9 protein-coding genes are annotated in these 17,036 nt (G+C 66.7%); 4 read left to right on the forward strand and 5 right to left on the reverse strand.

Features of this window, described 5'->3' with window-relative positions:
• Positions 1-6 precede the first annotated feature (6 nt).
• Both ACWEPG_RS21505 and ACWEPG_RS21510 read left to right on the forward strand, forming a co-directional pair.
• Positions 7-777, forward strand: a complete 771-nt coding sequence (locus tag ACWEPG_RS21505; protein ID WP_452595250.1) for an 8-oxoguanine DNA glycosylase OGG fold protein — start codon at positions 7-9, stop codon at positions 775-777.
• A 34-nt stretch (positions 778-811) separates the two neighbouring features.
• Positions 812-1,114 (forward strand): WXG100 family type VII secretion target, encoded by a 303-nt coding sequence (locus ACWEPG_RS21510; protein ID WP_452595251.1) that lies wholly within the window; start codon positions 812-814, stop codon positions 1,112-1,114.
• Positions 1,115-1,183: 69 nt separating this feature from the next.
• On the opposite strand, the gene ACWEPG_RS21515 is transcribed toward ACWEPG_RS21510, so the two are convergent.
• From ACWEPG_RS21515 to ACWEPG_RS21525, 3 genes are all read right to left on the reverse strand, one after another.
• Positions 1,184-1,519: a hypothetical protein gene (locus ACWEPG_RS21515; protein WP_452595252.1), complete on the reverse strand. Its 336-nt coding sequence runs from the start codon at positions 1,517-1,519 to the stop codon at positions 1,184-1,186.
• Positions 1,520-2,218: 699 nt separating this feature from the next.
• The gene (locus ACWEPG_RS21520; RefSeq protein WP_452595253.1) at positions 2,219-3,415 is read right to left on the reverse strand and encodes a TRAFAC clade GTPase domain-containing protein; all 1,197 of its coding nucleotides are present in this window, start codon (positions 3,413-3,415) and stop codon (positions 2,219-2,221) included.
• A gap of 367 nt (positions 3,416-3,782) precedes the next feature.
• Positions 3,783-4,511 carry a hypothetical protein gene (locus tag ACWEPG_RS21525; RefSeq protein ID WP_452595254.1) on the reverse strand — a complete coding sequence of 243 codons (729 nt, stop codon included), beginning with the start codon at positions 4,509-4,511 and terminating at the stop codon, positions 3,783-3,785.
• A 771-nt stretch (positions 4,512-5,282) separates the two neighbouring features.
• Here ACWEPG_RS21525 and ACWEPG_RS21530 point away from each other — a divergent pair.
• Positions 5,283-5,621, forward strand: a complete 339-nt coding sequence (locus ACWEPG_RS21530) for a hypothetical protein (RefSeq protein ID WP_452595255.1) — start codon at positions 5,283-5,285, stop codon at positions 5,619-5,621.
• Here the strand turns inward: ACWEPG_RS21530 and ACWEPG_RS21535 are convergent, their stop codons facing one another.
• On the reverse strand, positions 5,622-10,562 hold the full coding sequence (locus ACWEPG_RS21535; RefSeq protein ID WP_452595256.1) for a DEAD/DEAH box helicase: 4,941 nt from the start codon (positions 10,560-10,562) through the stop codon (positions 5,622-5,624).
• Positions 10,559-13,969 (reverse strand): hypothetical protein, encoded by a 3,411-nt coding sequence (locus ACWEPG_RS21540; RefSeq protein ID WP_452595257.1) that lies wholly within the window; start codon positions 13,967-13,969, stop codon positions 10,559-10,561. Before ACWEPG_RS21540 ends, ACWEPG_RS21535 begins: the two co-directional genes overlap by 4 nt.
• 232 nt (positions 13,970-14,201) lie before the next feature.
• Here ACWEPG_RS21540 and ACWEPG_RS21545 point away from each other — a divergent pair, with 232 nt between their 5' ends.
• On the forward strand, positions 14,202-17,033 hold the full coding sequence (locus ACWEPG_RS21545; protein ID WP_452595299.1) for a helicase-related protein: 2,832 nt from the start codon (positions 14,202-14,204) through the stop codon (positions 17,031-17,033).
• The last annotated feature ends 3 nt before the right edge of the window (positions 17,034-17,036 follow it).

The following is a 17,036-nucleotide window of genomic DNA, read 5'->3' on the forward strand; positions in this document are numbered from 1 at the left end:
AGCGGCATGCATTCGTTCGACGAGGGGTTCGAGCCGCCCGAGGACTGCGTGCTGTGGTGCAAGTCCCGGACCTACGACATCCACATCCTCGATGACGGCGCACTCGTCGACCTGGACTGGTGGAACGGGCACCTCGAGGGCGACGAGCAGGAGATCCGGCTCAAGGGGCGCGACCTCGACGGCCGGATCGTCGAAGGCGGCAAGGCGACCGTGCTGCGAAACGACCTGTGCCTGGCCAGCGATCTCGTGGACGCCGACCACGAGGGTCTCGGGCTGCTCTACCTGTGCGCGGCGTGGCGGAGTGGCCACGCGAAGCGTCGTGCGGCGAAACGGTTCCCGGACGTGTCGAACCGGTTCACCGCACCGAACGTGCATCGGCACGCCGCGGTCAAGGCCACCATCGACCAACTCGTGCACGACAAGCGACTCCCCAACTACGACTACACGTCGGGCACCGGATGGCCCGAGCTACCGAACGTCGGGGTCCCGCTGACGACGGTGTTCCTCTGGGCCGTCGGCGTCAAGGTCTCCGGCATACGCGCGCAGATTCTCGACCAGTACGGCGTCTCGACCCTCATCCACCAGGGCTGGCTCGAGGATCCGGCGGTCAGCAGCTTCACCCGCCGGCGATACGACCGCTACCTCGAGCTGATCCAGCACTGGGCGCGGACGGCCGAGACCTCCCCCGAGCTCGTCGAACGCTGGTTGGTGGAGCGCTGGAACGCCCGGGTGGAAGAAGCGCGCAGCGGGGCGCTGGCGGAGCCGACGCTATTTTGACGCAGGGGAATTGCGGTGAACTCAAGTGGGAAGCATGAGTGAAACGGTCATGTTCGGTTCAGAGCACGACAGATTCCGTGAACTGAGCGACTGGCTGCAAGCCTTCACCAGCGACCTGTCCAGTCGCCTCGACTCCGTTCGGCCCGAGGTACTTACAGGGACCGGCAGTTGGGCTGGCGCTGCCTCCAATCCGTTATTGGCGGTGCTGGACAGGTTCGATGCGAGCGGGAGCGCCCTGGTCGAGGTATTGCGATCGCTCGCTGAGACGCTGCGCCAGGCCACCTTGAATCTCGCGGCCCACGACAATTTCGCAGCAATGTCGATGTTCGGATCGTGACCCGGCGAAGTCCTCTTCCCAGGCAACTACCAGCAGCCTGGGCTGCCATCGAACGCCAGTGGTACCCCCTCATACAGTGGCCGAGGGATTGGGATAGTAGCGGGCGCGAGCGCGGGTGACGGCCGCGTCCGCGCCGAGCTCGGACCGGGCGTCCGGGTTGTTCGTGCAGTAGCTGACCAGGCGGTGGAGGAGCACCGGGTCGACAGCGAACCGGCGCGTGTCGACCTCGATCACCCGCAAGAGACCCGACAACCACACCGATCGAATGGACATTCCGTGAGTCGCGAATACAGCACCATCCCCGGCCTGTCTGCGGTCTACCTGGAAGACAGCTTCGTTCTTTCCATCACCGAAGCGCCCCAACAGTTCTCGTTCGAGCTGGAAGCGGTCCTGCGGCCCGAGCACCCCCACTATCATCCCCAGGGCCCAGGCAAATTCATGAGTGATACCCGCTGGACTGCGACTTCAGGGAGAGATGGCGCCCGACAAGACACGTCGGTTGGGGCGGGCACGACCGTCGCGGTGATGATTCAAGTTCCTACACAATCGTCACAACCAGGAACGAGTCGTGCCCGCAGCCCCATCCTCGCCCATGCATGTCCGAGTGTCCGACACCGGGATCCTCGACGCACTCGCCGAGGAAGTTACGAGGTGCCATCAGGGTAGCTCCCCGGCCCGCCTCACCATGCCCTCTTGACAAACGTTCCTACATATCAGCTGAGGCGGCTCATTCGAAGCGTAGGTCGGCGGCGGACGGCGTCGTATCGGCGTCCCACACATGCTCGAAGGATCGCTCGACCAGTGGCCACAGGTGCTGTTCCCCGTCGTACACGGAGTTCACGACGTCAGCCCCGTCACCAAAGACCACGAACTCGTGGGGGATGACTCGTCCCGCTGCGTCTCGTCGCCCCTCCGGGTCCGGGAATCGCACTGCGACCACTTGTCCGTTTCGGCGCCACGCCGCGGGTTCGTCCGTGAGTTCGGCGAATGCACGCTCGTATTCTGGAAGCGGATCGCCCAGGCCTGCATCGAGCAAGAATCGAAAACCCCAGTTCCGGCCCCGAGTCGCCCAGATGAGGTGTGACCGAGACACCCCTCCCACAGTCACTTCTGCTTCCTGAGCACGTTCTCGGTCACCGCTTGGTCGAGGTCGATCTTGAACTGCGTGAGCATGGCCCGCAGGTACAGGTGTTTCGCGCGCGCGTCCTCGTTCATCTCCCTGAGTTTCGGGCCGACGATCGTGATCGCAGCAACGAGCGCCGCAGGGAGAGTTTTGGCCATGAACTCGGCCTTCTGGTTGTTCTTGGTGACCATTCGCAGGAGCTTCTCGAATCCTGCGAACTTGACACCCGTCAAGGCCGCTGCGATCACGTCCGCCCCGTCAGCGAGCGCGTCAGCCACCTTCCGCGGAAGCTCCATCTTCTTCTCCCACAGGACACGGCGCTCCAGCGGCAGAAGTGACGCGATGGGGAGTACAAGGTCAAGGCCGATGCGTTGTTTCAGGTCGATCTCGACCGGCTCTGCGCTTTCTGCCTTGAGTTCGAACTTGGCGGACGAGAGGAGCATGAAGTCCTCGCCGATGGACAGTGCGTCCGGCGTGACGATCATTGTCGCGATTTCCGAGTGAAGCCTCTCGATATCGTCGGCAGCCTTCAGGATGACGAGGTCGCGGAACGTATTCACGTCCCAGTCGGGGAAAAGATCAGCCTTGGACAGCGACAGGATCCAGATTCGAGGGAACTCGATCAGCGGCCCGTCCTCGCCGAGGAGAGGACCCCTGAGTCGAGCCAAGGTCTGGTGGAAGTTGTGAAAGAGGGATTTGAGGTATCGCTCTTCCTCGCCGCGGTGGTCAAGGAGTTTCTGTCCATCCACGAGGAGGAGGGCAACATCCGAACTGAGAAGGGTCCTGAAGGTGTCGATCCGGCGCTGACACTCTTCCTCGCTACTGGGATCGTCCTCGAACCACTCACCCGGGTAGTCGTGCCATGCCAGGTGCAACTCGTCGAATGGACGCTTTTCTTCCTCATCGCTTTCGCCGGCCTTGAGCTTGACCGAAAAGTCGTATGTGGTGTTTGCAACGCGGGTTTGAATGGGCGTCTGTGCGTTGTCTCGCATGCCGAGATAGATCTTGTACAGACGATTTCCCTGCCCGGCCTTGTCGGCAACGAGATCCCAGAGGTCGTTCTTGTAGGAGCCCTCCTGGGTGCGGCCGTAGAACGATGACACCAGCACGGTCTTGCCAGACCCTGACTCACCAAAGACTGCGATGTTCTGTTGCCGAACCTTCGGAAACTTTGCCATGGCCAGAAACGTATCCCACCCGTCCGACGTTATTGGTAGGGACGGGTGTAATTCGCCTGACGCCCAGGGAAAGTCGCATAGCCGCATGAAGCAGGTCTACCGGCCGGTGCGGGTTGCGGCTCTGATGCCGTAGCGCGGCAGCGATGTTGTCGTGACCGGCCAAGCGGAGGACGCTGACGATGGTGTTGCGGATCGTGGCCATCACCTGCGGACCGGTGCCGGTGCGGACGGCGGAGCGGTCCTCGTCGAACGTGACATCCCGAACCCAGTGCAGTCGGTTCTGACCTGCCCGACGCGGTGGGCCAATTCTTAACGAGGCGATCACGACGACCTCACCGCATCACGAACCCGTCAGCGAAACCACGCCTCAGATGTGGGCCGACAACTCGTTGATTCGTCGCGAGAGGACGGCGACCGCCTCGTCGCGCCAGGCCGGATGGCGGAGCTTCTCCCGGACAGCAACGTTCAGCCCCGCCGCGAGGTCTTCCTTGACCGCGAGCGACCGTAGCTGCTGATGGGTGAGTGCGGCCTCGTCGACACCGTCCGGCAGCTCGAGCGTCCACCACCCACTGCTACGCAGCGCGACCCAAGGTTCGGCGGGGTGGGGTGCGGAGTCGGCAACGGCGAAAGGCGCGAGGAGTTCGGCGAGCTCGTCACGGACCTTGGACAGCGCGACCGGTTCACGCTGCGGGTCGGGGCCGCTCACCGCCCACCGCAGCACGACGAACTTGTAGGCCGCGCTCTTGCCGCCCCGCGTGAACACCTTGGTGTTCTCGAGATCCCATAGCAACCCGCCCCTCGCATGCTTCCCACCGTGATCGACGACGAAACCCAGCTGCGTCAGGCAATCCGCGACGGTTGCCAGTCCGCCCGAGAACTCGGCGTTGTCGAGAAATCGGCCGGTCACATAGCCGTGGGCAACACCGACAATCGCCTTCGAGTCGTAGAAGCGTCCGTCGTGCACGAGCCGAAAGTTGCGTGCTTCGGCGAAGCCTCGTCGCCGGAGGAACTCCGCCTGCCCCAAGTCGTCGAACTCGGCGATTGCCTTCAGTACGGCAGGGTGGTTCACCGACGCGAGATTCACCGAGGAGGTCACGACGCGCACTGTAACCGAGCGTCGGACTCGCGCACGCGACGGCGCCGCTCACACCCTGATCAAGTTGGGCCGGCCTTCCCGCGCCGGCCACGTGGTGCTGCACCGGTTCTGATGCGTCGGCGCGTGCACCACTTAGACAAGGGTTCGGTCAGCCTTGGCGGCACTTACGAGCAACACAGGTAGAGCGTCCTGTCCCTTGTCGAGGACACTGCGTCGGCGACACGAAGGAGGTTGTCATACCCATCGGGGACCATCGGGCTGTGCAACCATCTGTCTCCGACTACCTCTCGATATCCGCGATCGCGGTGTCCGTGTTCGCACTGATTCTCAACCTGGAGAATCGGGGCGCATCCGCGACGCTCGACGATGTCACACCCGACCGGTTCATCTGGCGTTCGGCCGGACCGACACCGATACGTCGGTTTCAATTTCGCACACTCGAACCGGTCCATCCCAATCATTTGTGGCCCAGCGGATGGACGAAGCTGGGTGGACCGTACGCAACGGGCGAGCTGTTCGTCGGCACGTACCCGGCGGGCGCCGGTTCGGGACCTCATTCGGTCGAGGTGCGCTACGCACGGTCACGGTATGTCCCGTTCCCGATGAAACGACAGGTCTTCGAGATGCGGTGAACGGCACGACGGCATTCGAGACTCTCCACAAGTCCGAGTGATTGGTTCGGTTAGGGATGCACGTGGCTGGTTGCTCAGAGGCGAAAGACTGCCACCAGTCGGGTGCCGGTCGACAACCGCGTCGGCATACCATGCCGACATGGCACGAATCCGCTCCCTCGACAAGGGAACCCAGTCGATCACCGCGCACACCAGCTTGGTCGACTGCTTTCACAGCACGGTCCTCGATGCAGACGGCGAGCTTCTGCTGCACCTGTCGACGTTCGGGTCGGATCAGCGCAAGTCGAAGCCGAAGAGCAGCCAGTCGATCCAGATCGACGCCGCGATGGCGGCGCAGTTGCTCGAAGTTATCTATGAGGCGTTTCCGGCCCTCTCTCAGAAGACCGGCGGCGCTCACCCGATCCCGTCCGGATCGGGTGAGGCCGGCGATTCCCCCATCTACCATCAGCTCGCCGAGCAGTACGGCGCCGCCGACTGATCAGACCGTCGGCAGCAGTGGCACCAGCTGGTCGGCATCGGTGTCCTCCGCGTTGATCACCGTGTACCCCTCGTCAATGAGCTCGTAGTCCCGGTCCGGATCTTCTCCGTCGACGAGGACGACGCGCACCTCGGGCCACACCGCTTCGACGGGCCAGTAGTTCTTCCCCAGGTCGGTGCCCAGGTCGGGCTTGGCGACACCGCGCAGCGACAGCGCCAGCAGCAGCTCGACGACGGTCTGGGCAGTGTATGCCAGTTCCTCACCCCAGGGACCGTCCACGACCTCCGGCGTCGCCTCGACCTCGAGTTCCGCGAAGATCGACAGCGCACCCTCGCGGGACAGCTGCTCGTGGTGGCGTTCGTTGCGGAACGAGCGCAGGCAGCCGTAGCACGAGGTCTCCTCTCCGCAGTCGCATCGGGTCACCCGGTCGACCGCGAACTGGATGACCTTGTCCAGGTTCTCGGCGATCTTCTTGGCCGCGCCGGCGCCAGCGGGGACGGTGTCGAACAGGACGAGACTGCGTCGGCCGTCCGCCGTCCACGACAGCGTTCCCTCGATGTCGTCGCGGCTGATCTCGAGCGCCTCGGAGGCGCCTTCGAGCAGCGCGTAGAGCACCGACAGCCACCGTCCCACGGAGCCCCTGTCGTAGGCGATCGAGCTGAACGAGAGCTCGGCGATGTCGGTCTCGTAGCGGTGGGCCAGGGAGACGATCCGGGTGGAGCCCTCGCACGGCTTGTCCGTCACCGGGTGCTTGTGCGCGCCCCTGGTCGCCTTGCCGCCCTTCCCGGCGACCGACGTCGCCCACCCACAACGCCCGCACAACAGGAATCCCGGCCCACCACCGTCGGAGATCACCGCCATCCGCGCGCGGGTGCCGGCACGCGCCCGCACCTCCACACCTCCTGTGGAGACCCACGGGAACGGGTCACTGATCTCGCCGAGGCTCTCGACGTAGCTGCTTCCGCCCCAACGCCGTTCGGGTGGCTCGGGTTTGACGTCCTCGACCTTCCGGTCGGCGACGAACCCGAACTCCGGGACGACGAACGTGCGGATCTTGTCGAACTGCTGCTGGCAGCTGGGGCAGACCTCGTCGATGTCGAGTTCGCGTCCGCTCTGGAACTGCCCACAGTCCCGGCATGTCCGGTACTTGAGTTCGACCAGCTCCCGCTTCGGGAGCTTGTGCAGTCCGCGGGAGGTCCACAGCTTGCCGCCGGCCACGATCTGGTTTCCGGGCGCATAGTCGTAGATGGCCTGGCTCAGGTCGCGGGACAGTTCCAGCGACCCGCCGACGTCGCCCTCGCAGTGCACGGTGCGCAGTTCGACGGTGTCGACGGGGAATCCGTACTTGGGCAGGATGTTCTTGTTCGCGAGATAGCCGAACAGTTGACGGGTTTCGATGGTGCGCAATGTCTTCTGAAGGCGGCCACCGAACGCCAGTTTGTCGGCGGCCTTGGCCTCCTCGATCAGCGCACGGTAGGTGTCGAGGTCGGTGCAGATCTCCTGTTCGGCGATCGCCAGCAGATCGCACAGGCGCTCCACCCAGGTGCCGTCGTCGACACCGATCGAGGAAAGGAGCGGGGGTGGCAGCACGTCCCTCAGCGCGGCGTCCACCCGGTCCGGAACCGGGGTGAGGAACTGCCGCACCTGCTGCGCGGGCGAGTCCTGACCATCCTCGGTCGGGGAAAAGAAGTCGCCGGCGTGCTTCCAGCTGAGGCCGTCGTTCTCGTAGCGGTCCCGGAAGTACGCAGCGAGGGCAACGGAGTGTGCGTGCCGTCGGGCGATGCGCTCGTTCTCGATGGGAATCCACGGGATACGCATCTCGCCGGCGATCATCGACACCGGGTTCTGGTACTTGGACAGGTCGTGGGAGCTGCGCTTGGCGTAGGTGAGCACCAATGCGGCGGACGCGGCGCGGCGGCCGGCACGGCCGGCGCGCTGCACGTAGTTCGCGGTCTTCGGCGGCATGTTCCGCAGCACCACCGACTGGAGATCGCCGACGTCGACGCCGAGTTCGAAGGTGGTCGAGCAGGACAGCACATTCACCTTGCCGTCGATGAACTCCTTCTGAATGGACGCCGCCTTCTTCGACGCCCACTGCGCGGTGTGTTCCTTCGCCGACAGTGGCGCCGGATTCATCGTCCGGTACATCGTCCGATAGTGGTGGCTGTCCTGTTCGACGGCGGGAATCTCGAACGGTGTCACCGTTCCTGCGCAGGTGCCCTGCGGGCACACACCGCGAAGGTCGTTGGCGGTCAGTCGTCTGCACACCGAGCACTGGTACCAGGCACAGTCCGCGCCGGAGCGGATGCGAAGCTTCTCGTGATCGACCTGGTAGGTGTCGCCGGCGAACTTGTCCGCTGCGAGCTTGAGGTAGCCGTTCTCGACAAGGAACGTCCAGCACGCCTGGAGCAGGCGATCGGCGGCCATGTCCGATCCCAGCGCTTCCAACACCTTGCGGACCAGCAGGATTCGGTTGTTCGTGGTGCCGGGGCGACCGCCCGGAAGCCAGCTCATGATGTTCTTGGTGGCGTCCGAACCCGTCGAGCGGATCCGGATGTTGGCGTTGCGGGGTGCGAAGATCTCGGCCTTGATGTCGACGTCGTCGAGGAGGGTGATCGCGCCCTGGAGCCGGACTATCTTGAGCAGTTCCTCGAACAACCCCCAGGTCTCGTCGTCGGTCAGGCCGATCTTGGCGAAGCCGGGCGGCAGCTCGGCGCGGCGTGGGCGGAACAGCCGCACGCCCATCAAGCCGAGTCCTTCGAGGGACTGCCGCTGGTCCATCGCGGTCAGCTCGGCCATCACCCACGGGTTGACCGCACGCACGATCTCACCCTTGGTCGCCGATTCCGGGAAGTGGTACGCCTCCCGGGCCTTCTTCGCGGCGTAGCCGGCGAGGTCGTCGGCGGACAGTTCGTCGTCCCGGTATCGCGGGTCGGCGAGGACCAGCGCGAGGTAGCGGCGTTCGAGCATCCGACCGTATGTCTTGTCGAGGTACGGTGCGGCGAACGCTGCCGCCTGCCGGGAGTCCGAGAACATCAGCAGTTTTCGACCCTCGCCGATCTCCTCGACCGTCACGTCGTCGGCGGGGGGCAGGTGCTGGTAGAGCGCGGTGGTGATGACGGCCGGTGCCGCGTTGGTGTCGGTGCGCAGTCGGCGGATCACCTGCCGGGCGCGGGCGCCGCACTCGGTGCACTTGCTCATCACGCTGGTGCGGGTGGCGTGTTGACGGACCCGCAGCACCGGACCGCCGGGGCAGTCGGACTCGGTGCAGGTCTCGCCCCCCAGGGCACCGCATCCGGCACACAGGTGCCGAATGCTCGTTTCGTGCGTCGTATCCTTCTCCTGGGTGAGGGTCGCCTCGTCCTCGTCGATCAGATCGTCGCCGCGGGTGTCGGTGACCACCAGCCAGCGGGCACTCTCCTCCGACTTGACCGGTCGGAAGTACTCTCGCCCCTGGCGGATTTCGGGGTTTCCGGCCAGGTGGACTGCGCCGCACCGCTGACAGGTGCCGAACTCGAACACCGCCCGCCCGGTCTCGGGATCCACTTCGTGACGACCGAGCAGCACCTTCGGCCCCGCGTCGGTGTACACCACATACGCGCCCTCAGTGGCGCGGACGAACATGTGGTACCGCGCGGACAGCACCGGGTTCCCCGCGGTGTCGCGAACCTTGGAGCCAAGAGCGACGAGTGCCTCGAGCTTGCCGCCGCTATCCGGGTCGTCCGGCCACAGCTGCCCTTCCAGACCGCGCACGTCGACGGGCCCGCGGGAGAGGATCGACTGCAGGTTCGCGATGTGCCGCTCGGCGTGGAGGGCGTCGGCCGGGTCACCGCCTTCTCCGTGCTCGGCGAGCGCGGAGAGATTGGCGCCCGACTGCGCGAGCGTCACAAGCTGCTCGTCGTCCAACTCCCAGGTGGGTGCGTCGCGGCGGGTCTGCCGGGTCGCGGTTACCAGGTCCTGCCGGGACTGCTCGCCGTCAACGTACTCGAAGGGCACGTCGAACAGGTTGTGCGCGAACGTGGTTGCCTCGTCCCCCTGCGATGCGGGGGTGCGGCCCGTGAGCGAGGCGGAGGTAGCGATGCACTGCAGCGGTCGGGTGCCACCAACCCGTTCACGCAGGCGGCGTAGCAGCAGCGCGACCTCGGCTCCCTGTGCACCGTCGTAGACATGCGCCTCGTCGAGCGCGATGAACCGCCAGGTGCCGGCGTGGTCGCCGTCGAACAGGTCGAGGTCGGCGGGACGCAGCAGCAGGTACTCCAGCATCGCGTAGTTGGTGAGCAGGATGTGCGGCGGGGTGGCCCGCATCTCCTCGCGGCTGAGCAGCTCGTTGGGCAGCCGCTGCTGCCCGGGATGGGCGGCTCGAAAGGACGATTCCGCGTCCCGCGTGTACTCCTCGGTCTCCCCCGTGTACCGGCCGAAGGTGAGATCCGGCATCCCGGCGAGCAGCGACCGGAGCCGTTTGAGCTGATCGTTGGCGAGGGCGTTCATCGGGTATAGCAGCAACGCCCGCACGCCCGGCCCGAGCGTGCCGCTGGCACGTTCGGTGATGAGCGCGTTGAGGATCGGCAGCATGAAGCTCTCGGTCTTGCCGGAGCCTGTGCCGGTGCTGACCACCAGGTTCCGCCCGGAGACGACCTTGCGAATCGCGGTCTCCTGGTGCCGGTACAGCGGCCGGCCCAGCGGGAGGGCGTCGCTGGCCAGCAGGGGGAAGTCGCGGTGCAGGGTGCCGTCGGCGACGAGGTCGGTGAGGGAGGCACCGGGCGCGTAGGGCGGGGTGAGCTCGAGCATCGGACCCTTCGTCAGCAGCGTCGACTCGTCGACGGCGGTATCGAAGGCGGCGGAGAGCTCGGGGTCGCGCGGCGCGAGCAGCGTCTTGAGATAGCGCTTGTAGCTCGCGTCGATTCCGGCCCCGGCGGCGAGGGGGTCGAGGCGGTCGGTCATGCGGTCTCTCCGATCAGGTCTCCGTGCGCGAGGTGCGCCGCGAGCGCCTCCGCGATCAACAGGTCACCGGCCACCATCGCCGGGAAGTGCTCGGCCATCTTCGCCCAGGCCGCGCGCATGTCGGTGGTCATCGGCGAGTAAGCGAACTCGCCGCGGGCCTCGAGCCGGGCGACGGCGGCGAGGGTGAGCGACTGCACGGACAGCAGCATCCACGGGTGCGCTCCGACGTCCACGCCGTGCAGCGCCTCGTTTCGGGCGGCGACCAAGTCGTACAGTGCCGGGGACGCCTTCTTCACCTCCCGCAGCGCCTTGTTGACGTAACCGGGCAGGTCGCGGCACAGGGGTTCGTCCATCCAGTCGGCGCGACGGTGGAACGCGTCGACGGTGGCGCTGGTGCGGGTATCGATGTCGAGGAGCGCGCCGGGCACGAGCCGGAAGTGCTCGAACAGCTCCTCCACCCGGGCGGGGTCCATCGCGTGCACTGCGAGGACGTTCCGGTCGAACACGCCGGATCGGGGGTCGCCCATCTTCCCGGTACGCAGCAGGTCCATCAGCACCCGCCCGCCCTGGGTTTCGAGGTAGGCGAGTGTTTCCGCCCGCTCCCCCGCCACCGCGCGACCCCGATCTCGCAACGACGGCAGGTCGGAGATCTCGACCATGCAGCCGACCCACGCATTCGGGTGCAGATCGTTGAGGGTGAAGCTGGCCGAGTAGGGGCTGTCGACGAGCTGGGTGCGGATCAGCAGGGACATCATCTGGTCCTGCGGAATGGTGCTGCTGCCCAACGCCTCCAGTGCGGCACGCGGGTGACGTCCGAGCACGCGGATCAGGCCGCCGCGGAGTCGCTCCGACTCGGGGTCGGTACTGTCCCAGGGCAGCAGCGCGAGCGCAGCCCAGGCCGCACCGGTGGCCTCCCGCATCAGCGGCGGCTGCCCGACACCGGAGAGGAATCGGGCAAGCCCATCGCGGGCAGCGTTGTCGTCGCGCACCCACCCGAGCTGGGCCACCCGGAGTGCGTCCCGATCGGGTCGGCTGGGGCGGGTCACGATGGAGAACGGGTCGTCGGCGAACACCTGGGCGATGAGGTCGCCGGCCTCGCGCAGTTCCTCCGGCAGCGTGGCGCGGCCGGAGGTGATGTCGAGGCGGACGAGGGGGCGCCACGGCGCGGTCGCCGCCCACACCCACACCGCCGGATCGTCGATGTCGGCGAGCTGCTCGAAGACCAGGTCGGCGCCGTCGATATGCACGCGCTCGCACAGTCTCGCGGGTCGCACGTCAGCGACGGTGATCCGATGACTGACAGCGGACTCGTCCTCGACGATCGCGACGAGGCTACACACACCGACTCGGCGTGCGGTGTCGACGAAGCGGCGGGTGGACACTTGGAAGACGTTGTCCGACGGTCGTTCCGACGTCTCCTGCTGCACCGGATGATCGTGTTGGTCGACGAGCACGAAGGTGGCACGGGCTGCGCCAGGGACCCGGACCGCGATGATCGCGTGTTCCTCGAGGTCTCGCGGGCTCACCGCCTGCGGCGAGGTCCGCCACTGCGCCGGGGTACCTACCTTGTCGATGCGCGCCTCGGCGTACGGCGGACGCACCACCAGCTTCTGGGCGCGATTCCCGGCACCGACACGGATCTCGCGTTCCCGGTCGGCGACGCCGAAGCTCACCCTTGGCGTGTCGACGGTGAGCCCGTGCGCCGAGATGAGGGTGCTGACGCTGGCTCCGAGGCCGCCGGAGACAGGGAGACGGAACCTGCCGCCGTGGTCCACACCGACGCCCTCGGCCAGGAACAGGGTGGCGCGAAGATCCGCGCCGCCACCGTCGCACGTGACCTCGACCTCGTACAGGCCGAGCAACCCCGCCTCGACACCGTCGAAGGGGTCGAGAGTTGTTTCTTCGGTACCGGATTCCCACTCGCAGTCGACGAGCCACTTTCGGTCACCCGATCGGCGGGCGCGGACCCGCCACAGCACCGGTTCGGACCCGACGTACGGGGGCAGGTCCACACAGGGTCGCTCGGTGTAGACGCGCAGTCCGTTCGGGGTGTACAGGCCGGGGACCGGGTCCGCCGGCACGAACGTCGGCGATCCCAGGGTGCGGATGCCACGCACGGGGCCGTCGTCGCGACCGTTGCGGCGCAGCAGGATCGAGTCGTGTCCGGCGAGATCGAGGGTTTCAACTCGCCAGCCGGTCCACCCGGACGGCACCCGCGGATCGTCCGCGGCCCGCACGGGTGTGTCGGTCGCGGCGTCGATCACCGCGGCGTCCTTCGGGTGCATCGCCAACACGAGTCCGCGCGGGAGTGTGGCGGTGCGCCGCAGCAGTTTGCCGTCGAGTGTGAACAGCAGCAGCGGGTCGGCGGAGTCGAACACGGGGACGGTGTGGTTGGTGCCCGATGCGTCGTGGACGAGCAGCACCTCGCGCGCCGGGGCTGTGACCGCGACAGGCGTCAACGGGTGTTCTCCGTCGTCGACTCCCCACCCGCTCTCCGCATAAACCTCGCGGGTGCTGCCGGCGACGGTCAGCTTCCAGGGCACGTCGGCGTCGACGTCCGGGTACGGCACTCCGACGAGTACCTCGTCGTCCTGTACCGAGTAGCTGATCACCGGGGTGCGGCGCTGACGGATTCCCCGCGACTCCGCCGGTCCGTCGCCTGTTGAGAGGAACGGCCGCTCGTGCAGGTGCTCGATGAGTCCGTTGAGCAGCACTGTCGGGAGGCCGGTGGTGGATGTGTCGAGTTCGAGGTTGTTCCAGACCTCGGGGTTGTCGAGGGTGAACGCGAGGAACTCGATGATCCGGTCGAGGATGTCGACGGCGATCTCACCGCCGTACTTGAGGAAGTTGCGGACCGGCGCGTCGAGGCGATTGAGCCGATACTCCATGCCCGGCGCGGTCATCCATTCGAGAAGCGCCGCGCCCGTCGCGTCACGCCCCTGCCGGACATGCCCCTCGATGGTCTCGATGAGGTCGCCGAGGCAGCGCACCGGAATGCCGGCGTGCATGGCCATCGCCATGACGTAGTTGGGTCCGCGGAACTCGGGGAAATCCCGGAGGCCGAACTTGCGAAGGAGATCGGGCAACGCCTTGCGGAGCGCGTTCTCGAAGTCTTGGTCGCGATCGTGTCCGAGCTCGTCCCAGAAGCTCTCCCAGTACCGACCCTGTTCGTAGGCGAGGCCGGCATGCCCGACGAGGGTGGCGAGCGTAAGTGCGGGGTATCGCTTGATGAGCAGCGTGGAGTCGTCCACGCGCAGGTCGTACACAGCGATGCGCCCGAACAGCTCCTGACAACGCCGCAGCTCGTCCTCGTCGAGGTTGAGCTCGAAGAACAGACCTACCTTCTCGAGGCCCTGACGGATCCGAAACTCCTCGTCACCCGCCTGGTCCTTCAGGAACGATCCCACGCCACTCCTCCCGCTGGTCAGCGCGATTTACTGTGCCACAGCCCACCGACAACCGAACCGTTGAGCTCTCAACTGTCGTCCAATCGAATGACACGTTCGACGGCACGATGAACCTTGCTTACATATCGCCCGGACCAGGCGATAACGTTTCCGAGCACACGTCACCACTCCGGAGGGCTGCACCATTTCCGCACCGACCACAGAACTGAACGTCGCCCCCGGCTCGATCGTGGTGGTTCGCGACGAGGAGTGGCTGGTCACGTCCGCCGAACAGGGCTCGGACGGCTGGCTGGTAAAGGCCCGCGGGCTGACGGAGTTGGTAAAGGACGCCACGGCGACCTTCTACTCGAGCCTCGACGAGATCGTGCCGCAGGACCCGCGGAACGCGGAGGTGGTCGCCGACGCTTCCTCCGGATACCGCGACTCCCGGCTCTGGCTCGAGGCGCTGCTGCGCAAGACCCCGTTCCCCTACGGCGACCAGACGCTGACGGTGTCGACGCAGATGCTCGCCGATTCGCTCGGCTACCAGCGCGCAGCGGTGGCGAAGGCCCTCGACCCGCAGCACATCCGCCCACGCATCCTGATCGCCGACGCGGTGGGCCTGGGCAAGACGCTCGAGATCGGCATGATCCTGTCGGAGCTGGTGCGGCGTGGGCGCGGTGAGCGGATCCTGATCGTCACCCCGAAGCACGTGCTCGAGCAGATGCAGCACGAGCTGTGGTGCCGGTTCGCGTTGCCGTTCGTGCGGCTCGATTCGGCGGGCATCCAGAAGGTGCGCCAGAAGCTGCCGGCCACCCGCAATCCGTTCACCTACTTCAAGCGGGCGATCATCTCGATCGATACTCTCAAGAGCCCCCGCTACAAGGCGCACCTGCAGCGCCAGCACTGGGACGCGGTGGTGATCGACGAGTCGCACAACCTCACCAACGTCGGCACCCAGAACAACGAGCTGGCCCGCGTCCTCGCCCCGAACACCGAGGCGCTGATCCTGGCGTCGGCGACACCGCACAACGGCCGGGAGGAGTCGTTCGCGGAGCTGCTGCGACTGCTCGATCCGACGGCCGTCGCCGCGGACGGCTCGTTCACGAAGGACGACGTCGCCTCGCTGCTGATCCGCCGCCACCGGCACCACCCCGAAGTCGCGGCGGAGGTCGGCAGCGACTGGGCGGAACGCGCCGAGCCGGTCCACAAACTCATCAAGCCGTCGCCCGCGGAAGACGCCGTCGCGCAGGAGCTCTCGCAGACGTGGCTGCACCCGCAGTCGGGCCGCTCCCCGTACTCGGGTGAGACGAAGGCGCTGTTTCCGTGGACCCTGGCGAAGGCGTTCCTGTCCTCCCCCGCCGCGCTCGCCGAGTCGATCAAGCAGCGCCGCGGCAAACTCGACCCGCACGTCCCGGCGCAGGCCACCGAAGTCGCGGCGCTGACCACCCTCGACGAGCTGAACGCGCAGGCGTTGAACGAGTCGGCCGGGAAGCAGGCCGCGCTGGTGCAGCGGCTGAAGGAGATCGGTGTCGGCGCGAAGTCCGGCACCCGGGCGGTGGTGTTCGCCGAACGGGTCGCGACGCTGCGCTGGCTCACCGAGCACCTGCCGAAGGCGTTGGGCCTCAAGGCCGAGAACGTCGCGATGCTGCACGGCGGCCTGTCCGATGTGGAGCAGCAGGAGATCGTGGACAGCTTCAAGCTGGAGACCTCCCCGATCCGGGTGCTGGTGACGGGCGACGTCGCGTCCGAGGGCGTGAACCTGCACGCGCAATGCCACCACCTGATCCACTTCGACATCCCGTGGTCGCTGATCCGGATCGAGCAGCGCAACGGCCGCGTCGACCGGTACGGGCAGAAGCATCCGCCGGTGATCTCGTCGCTGATCCTCGAACCGTCGGATCCGGACTTCTCCGGCGACCTGAGGGTGCTGTCGCGGCTGTTGGAGCGGGAGAACCAGGCGCACGGCACCCTCGGCGATGTCGCATCGTTGATGGGCAAGCACTCGGTGACGGACGAGGAGAACGCGATCCGCGACGTCCTGGTCGGCAAGTCCACCCTCGACGAGCAGATCCGGGACATCGACGACGTGGCGACCGGCGACGACCTGGACGCGTTCTTCGCGCAGTTCGACCTCGACGAGACCGAGGACGACGCACCGGAGAACGCGCTGCCGCAGGCGCCGCGGCAGAGCCTGTACGCCGACGACCTCACCTTCCTCGACGAGGCGCTCAAAGCTGCGTTCCACGATGTGCCGCACGCGAAGCCGGAGGCCGGTGGCGTCGGATGGACGGTGCACGCCAACCATGCTGTCGCGGAGCTGACGCCACCGCGGGACCTGCGGCAGCGGCTCGGGCAGTTGCCGCAGAACTACTTGCAGCACGGGAGGGTGCTCGAACGCCTCACCCTCGCCACCTCCCCGGAGGTCGGCAACGCGCAGCTCGCCGCCGCCAAGGAGGGCAAGGGCGTCGCGAACACGACGTGGCCGGAAGCGCACTTCCTGGGCCCGCTGCACCCGGTGCTGGACTGGGCGAGCGACCGCGCCCTGAGTGCATTGGGCCGCAACCAGATCTTCGTGATCCGCGGCGACGTGGACTCCCCGACGGTGCTGCTGATGGGCACGTTGATGAACCGCCGTGGGCAGCTGATCTCGCGGGTGTTCTCGACGGCCGAGTTCCCCAATCCGAGCAATCCATCGTTCTGCGTGGTGGAAACCCTCGCCGATCTCGACTTCCTCACCGCCGACACCGGGCTTCGGCCCGGTTCCGCGAACCCCGGACCGGTCGCGGACGCCGAGCGATACCGCGCGCTGGTGCCGATCGCGGTGGACGAGGCGACGACGGCGATGCACCTCGTCCTCGGCGCGCAGGAGCGCACAGCCACCGAGCGGCTCGCGAGCTGGCGGAAGCGCGCCGACCGCTGGCACTCGGGCGCCGAGCAGCTCGAGCTCGTCGCCGGGCAGCGCAAGAAGGTGGACACCCTGTCCCGCCGCATCGCGGAGGAGCAGCGCCTCGCCGAATCCCTAGCCCCCACCCAGCAGTTGGTGCGCCCGCTGCTGCTCATCGTTCCCGGAAAGGACCAGTAGGTC

Source organism: Rhodococcus sp. NPDC004095, from assembly GCF_053604015.1.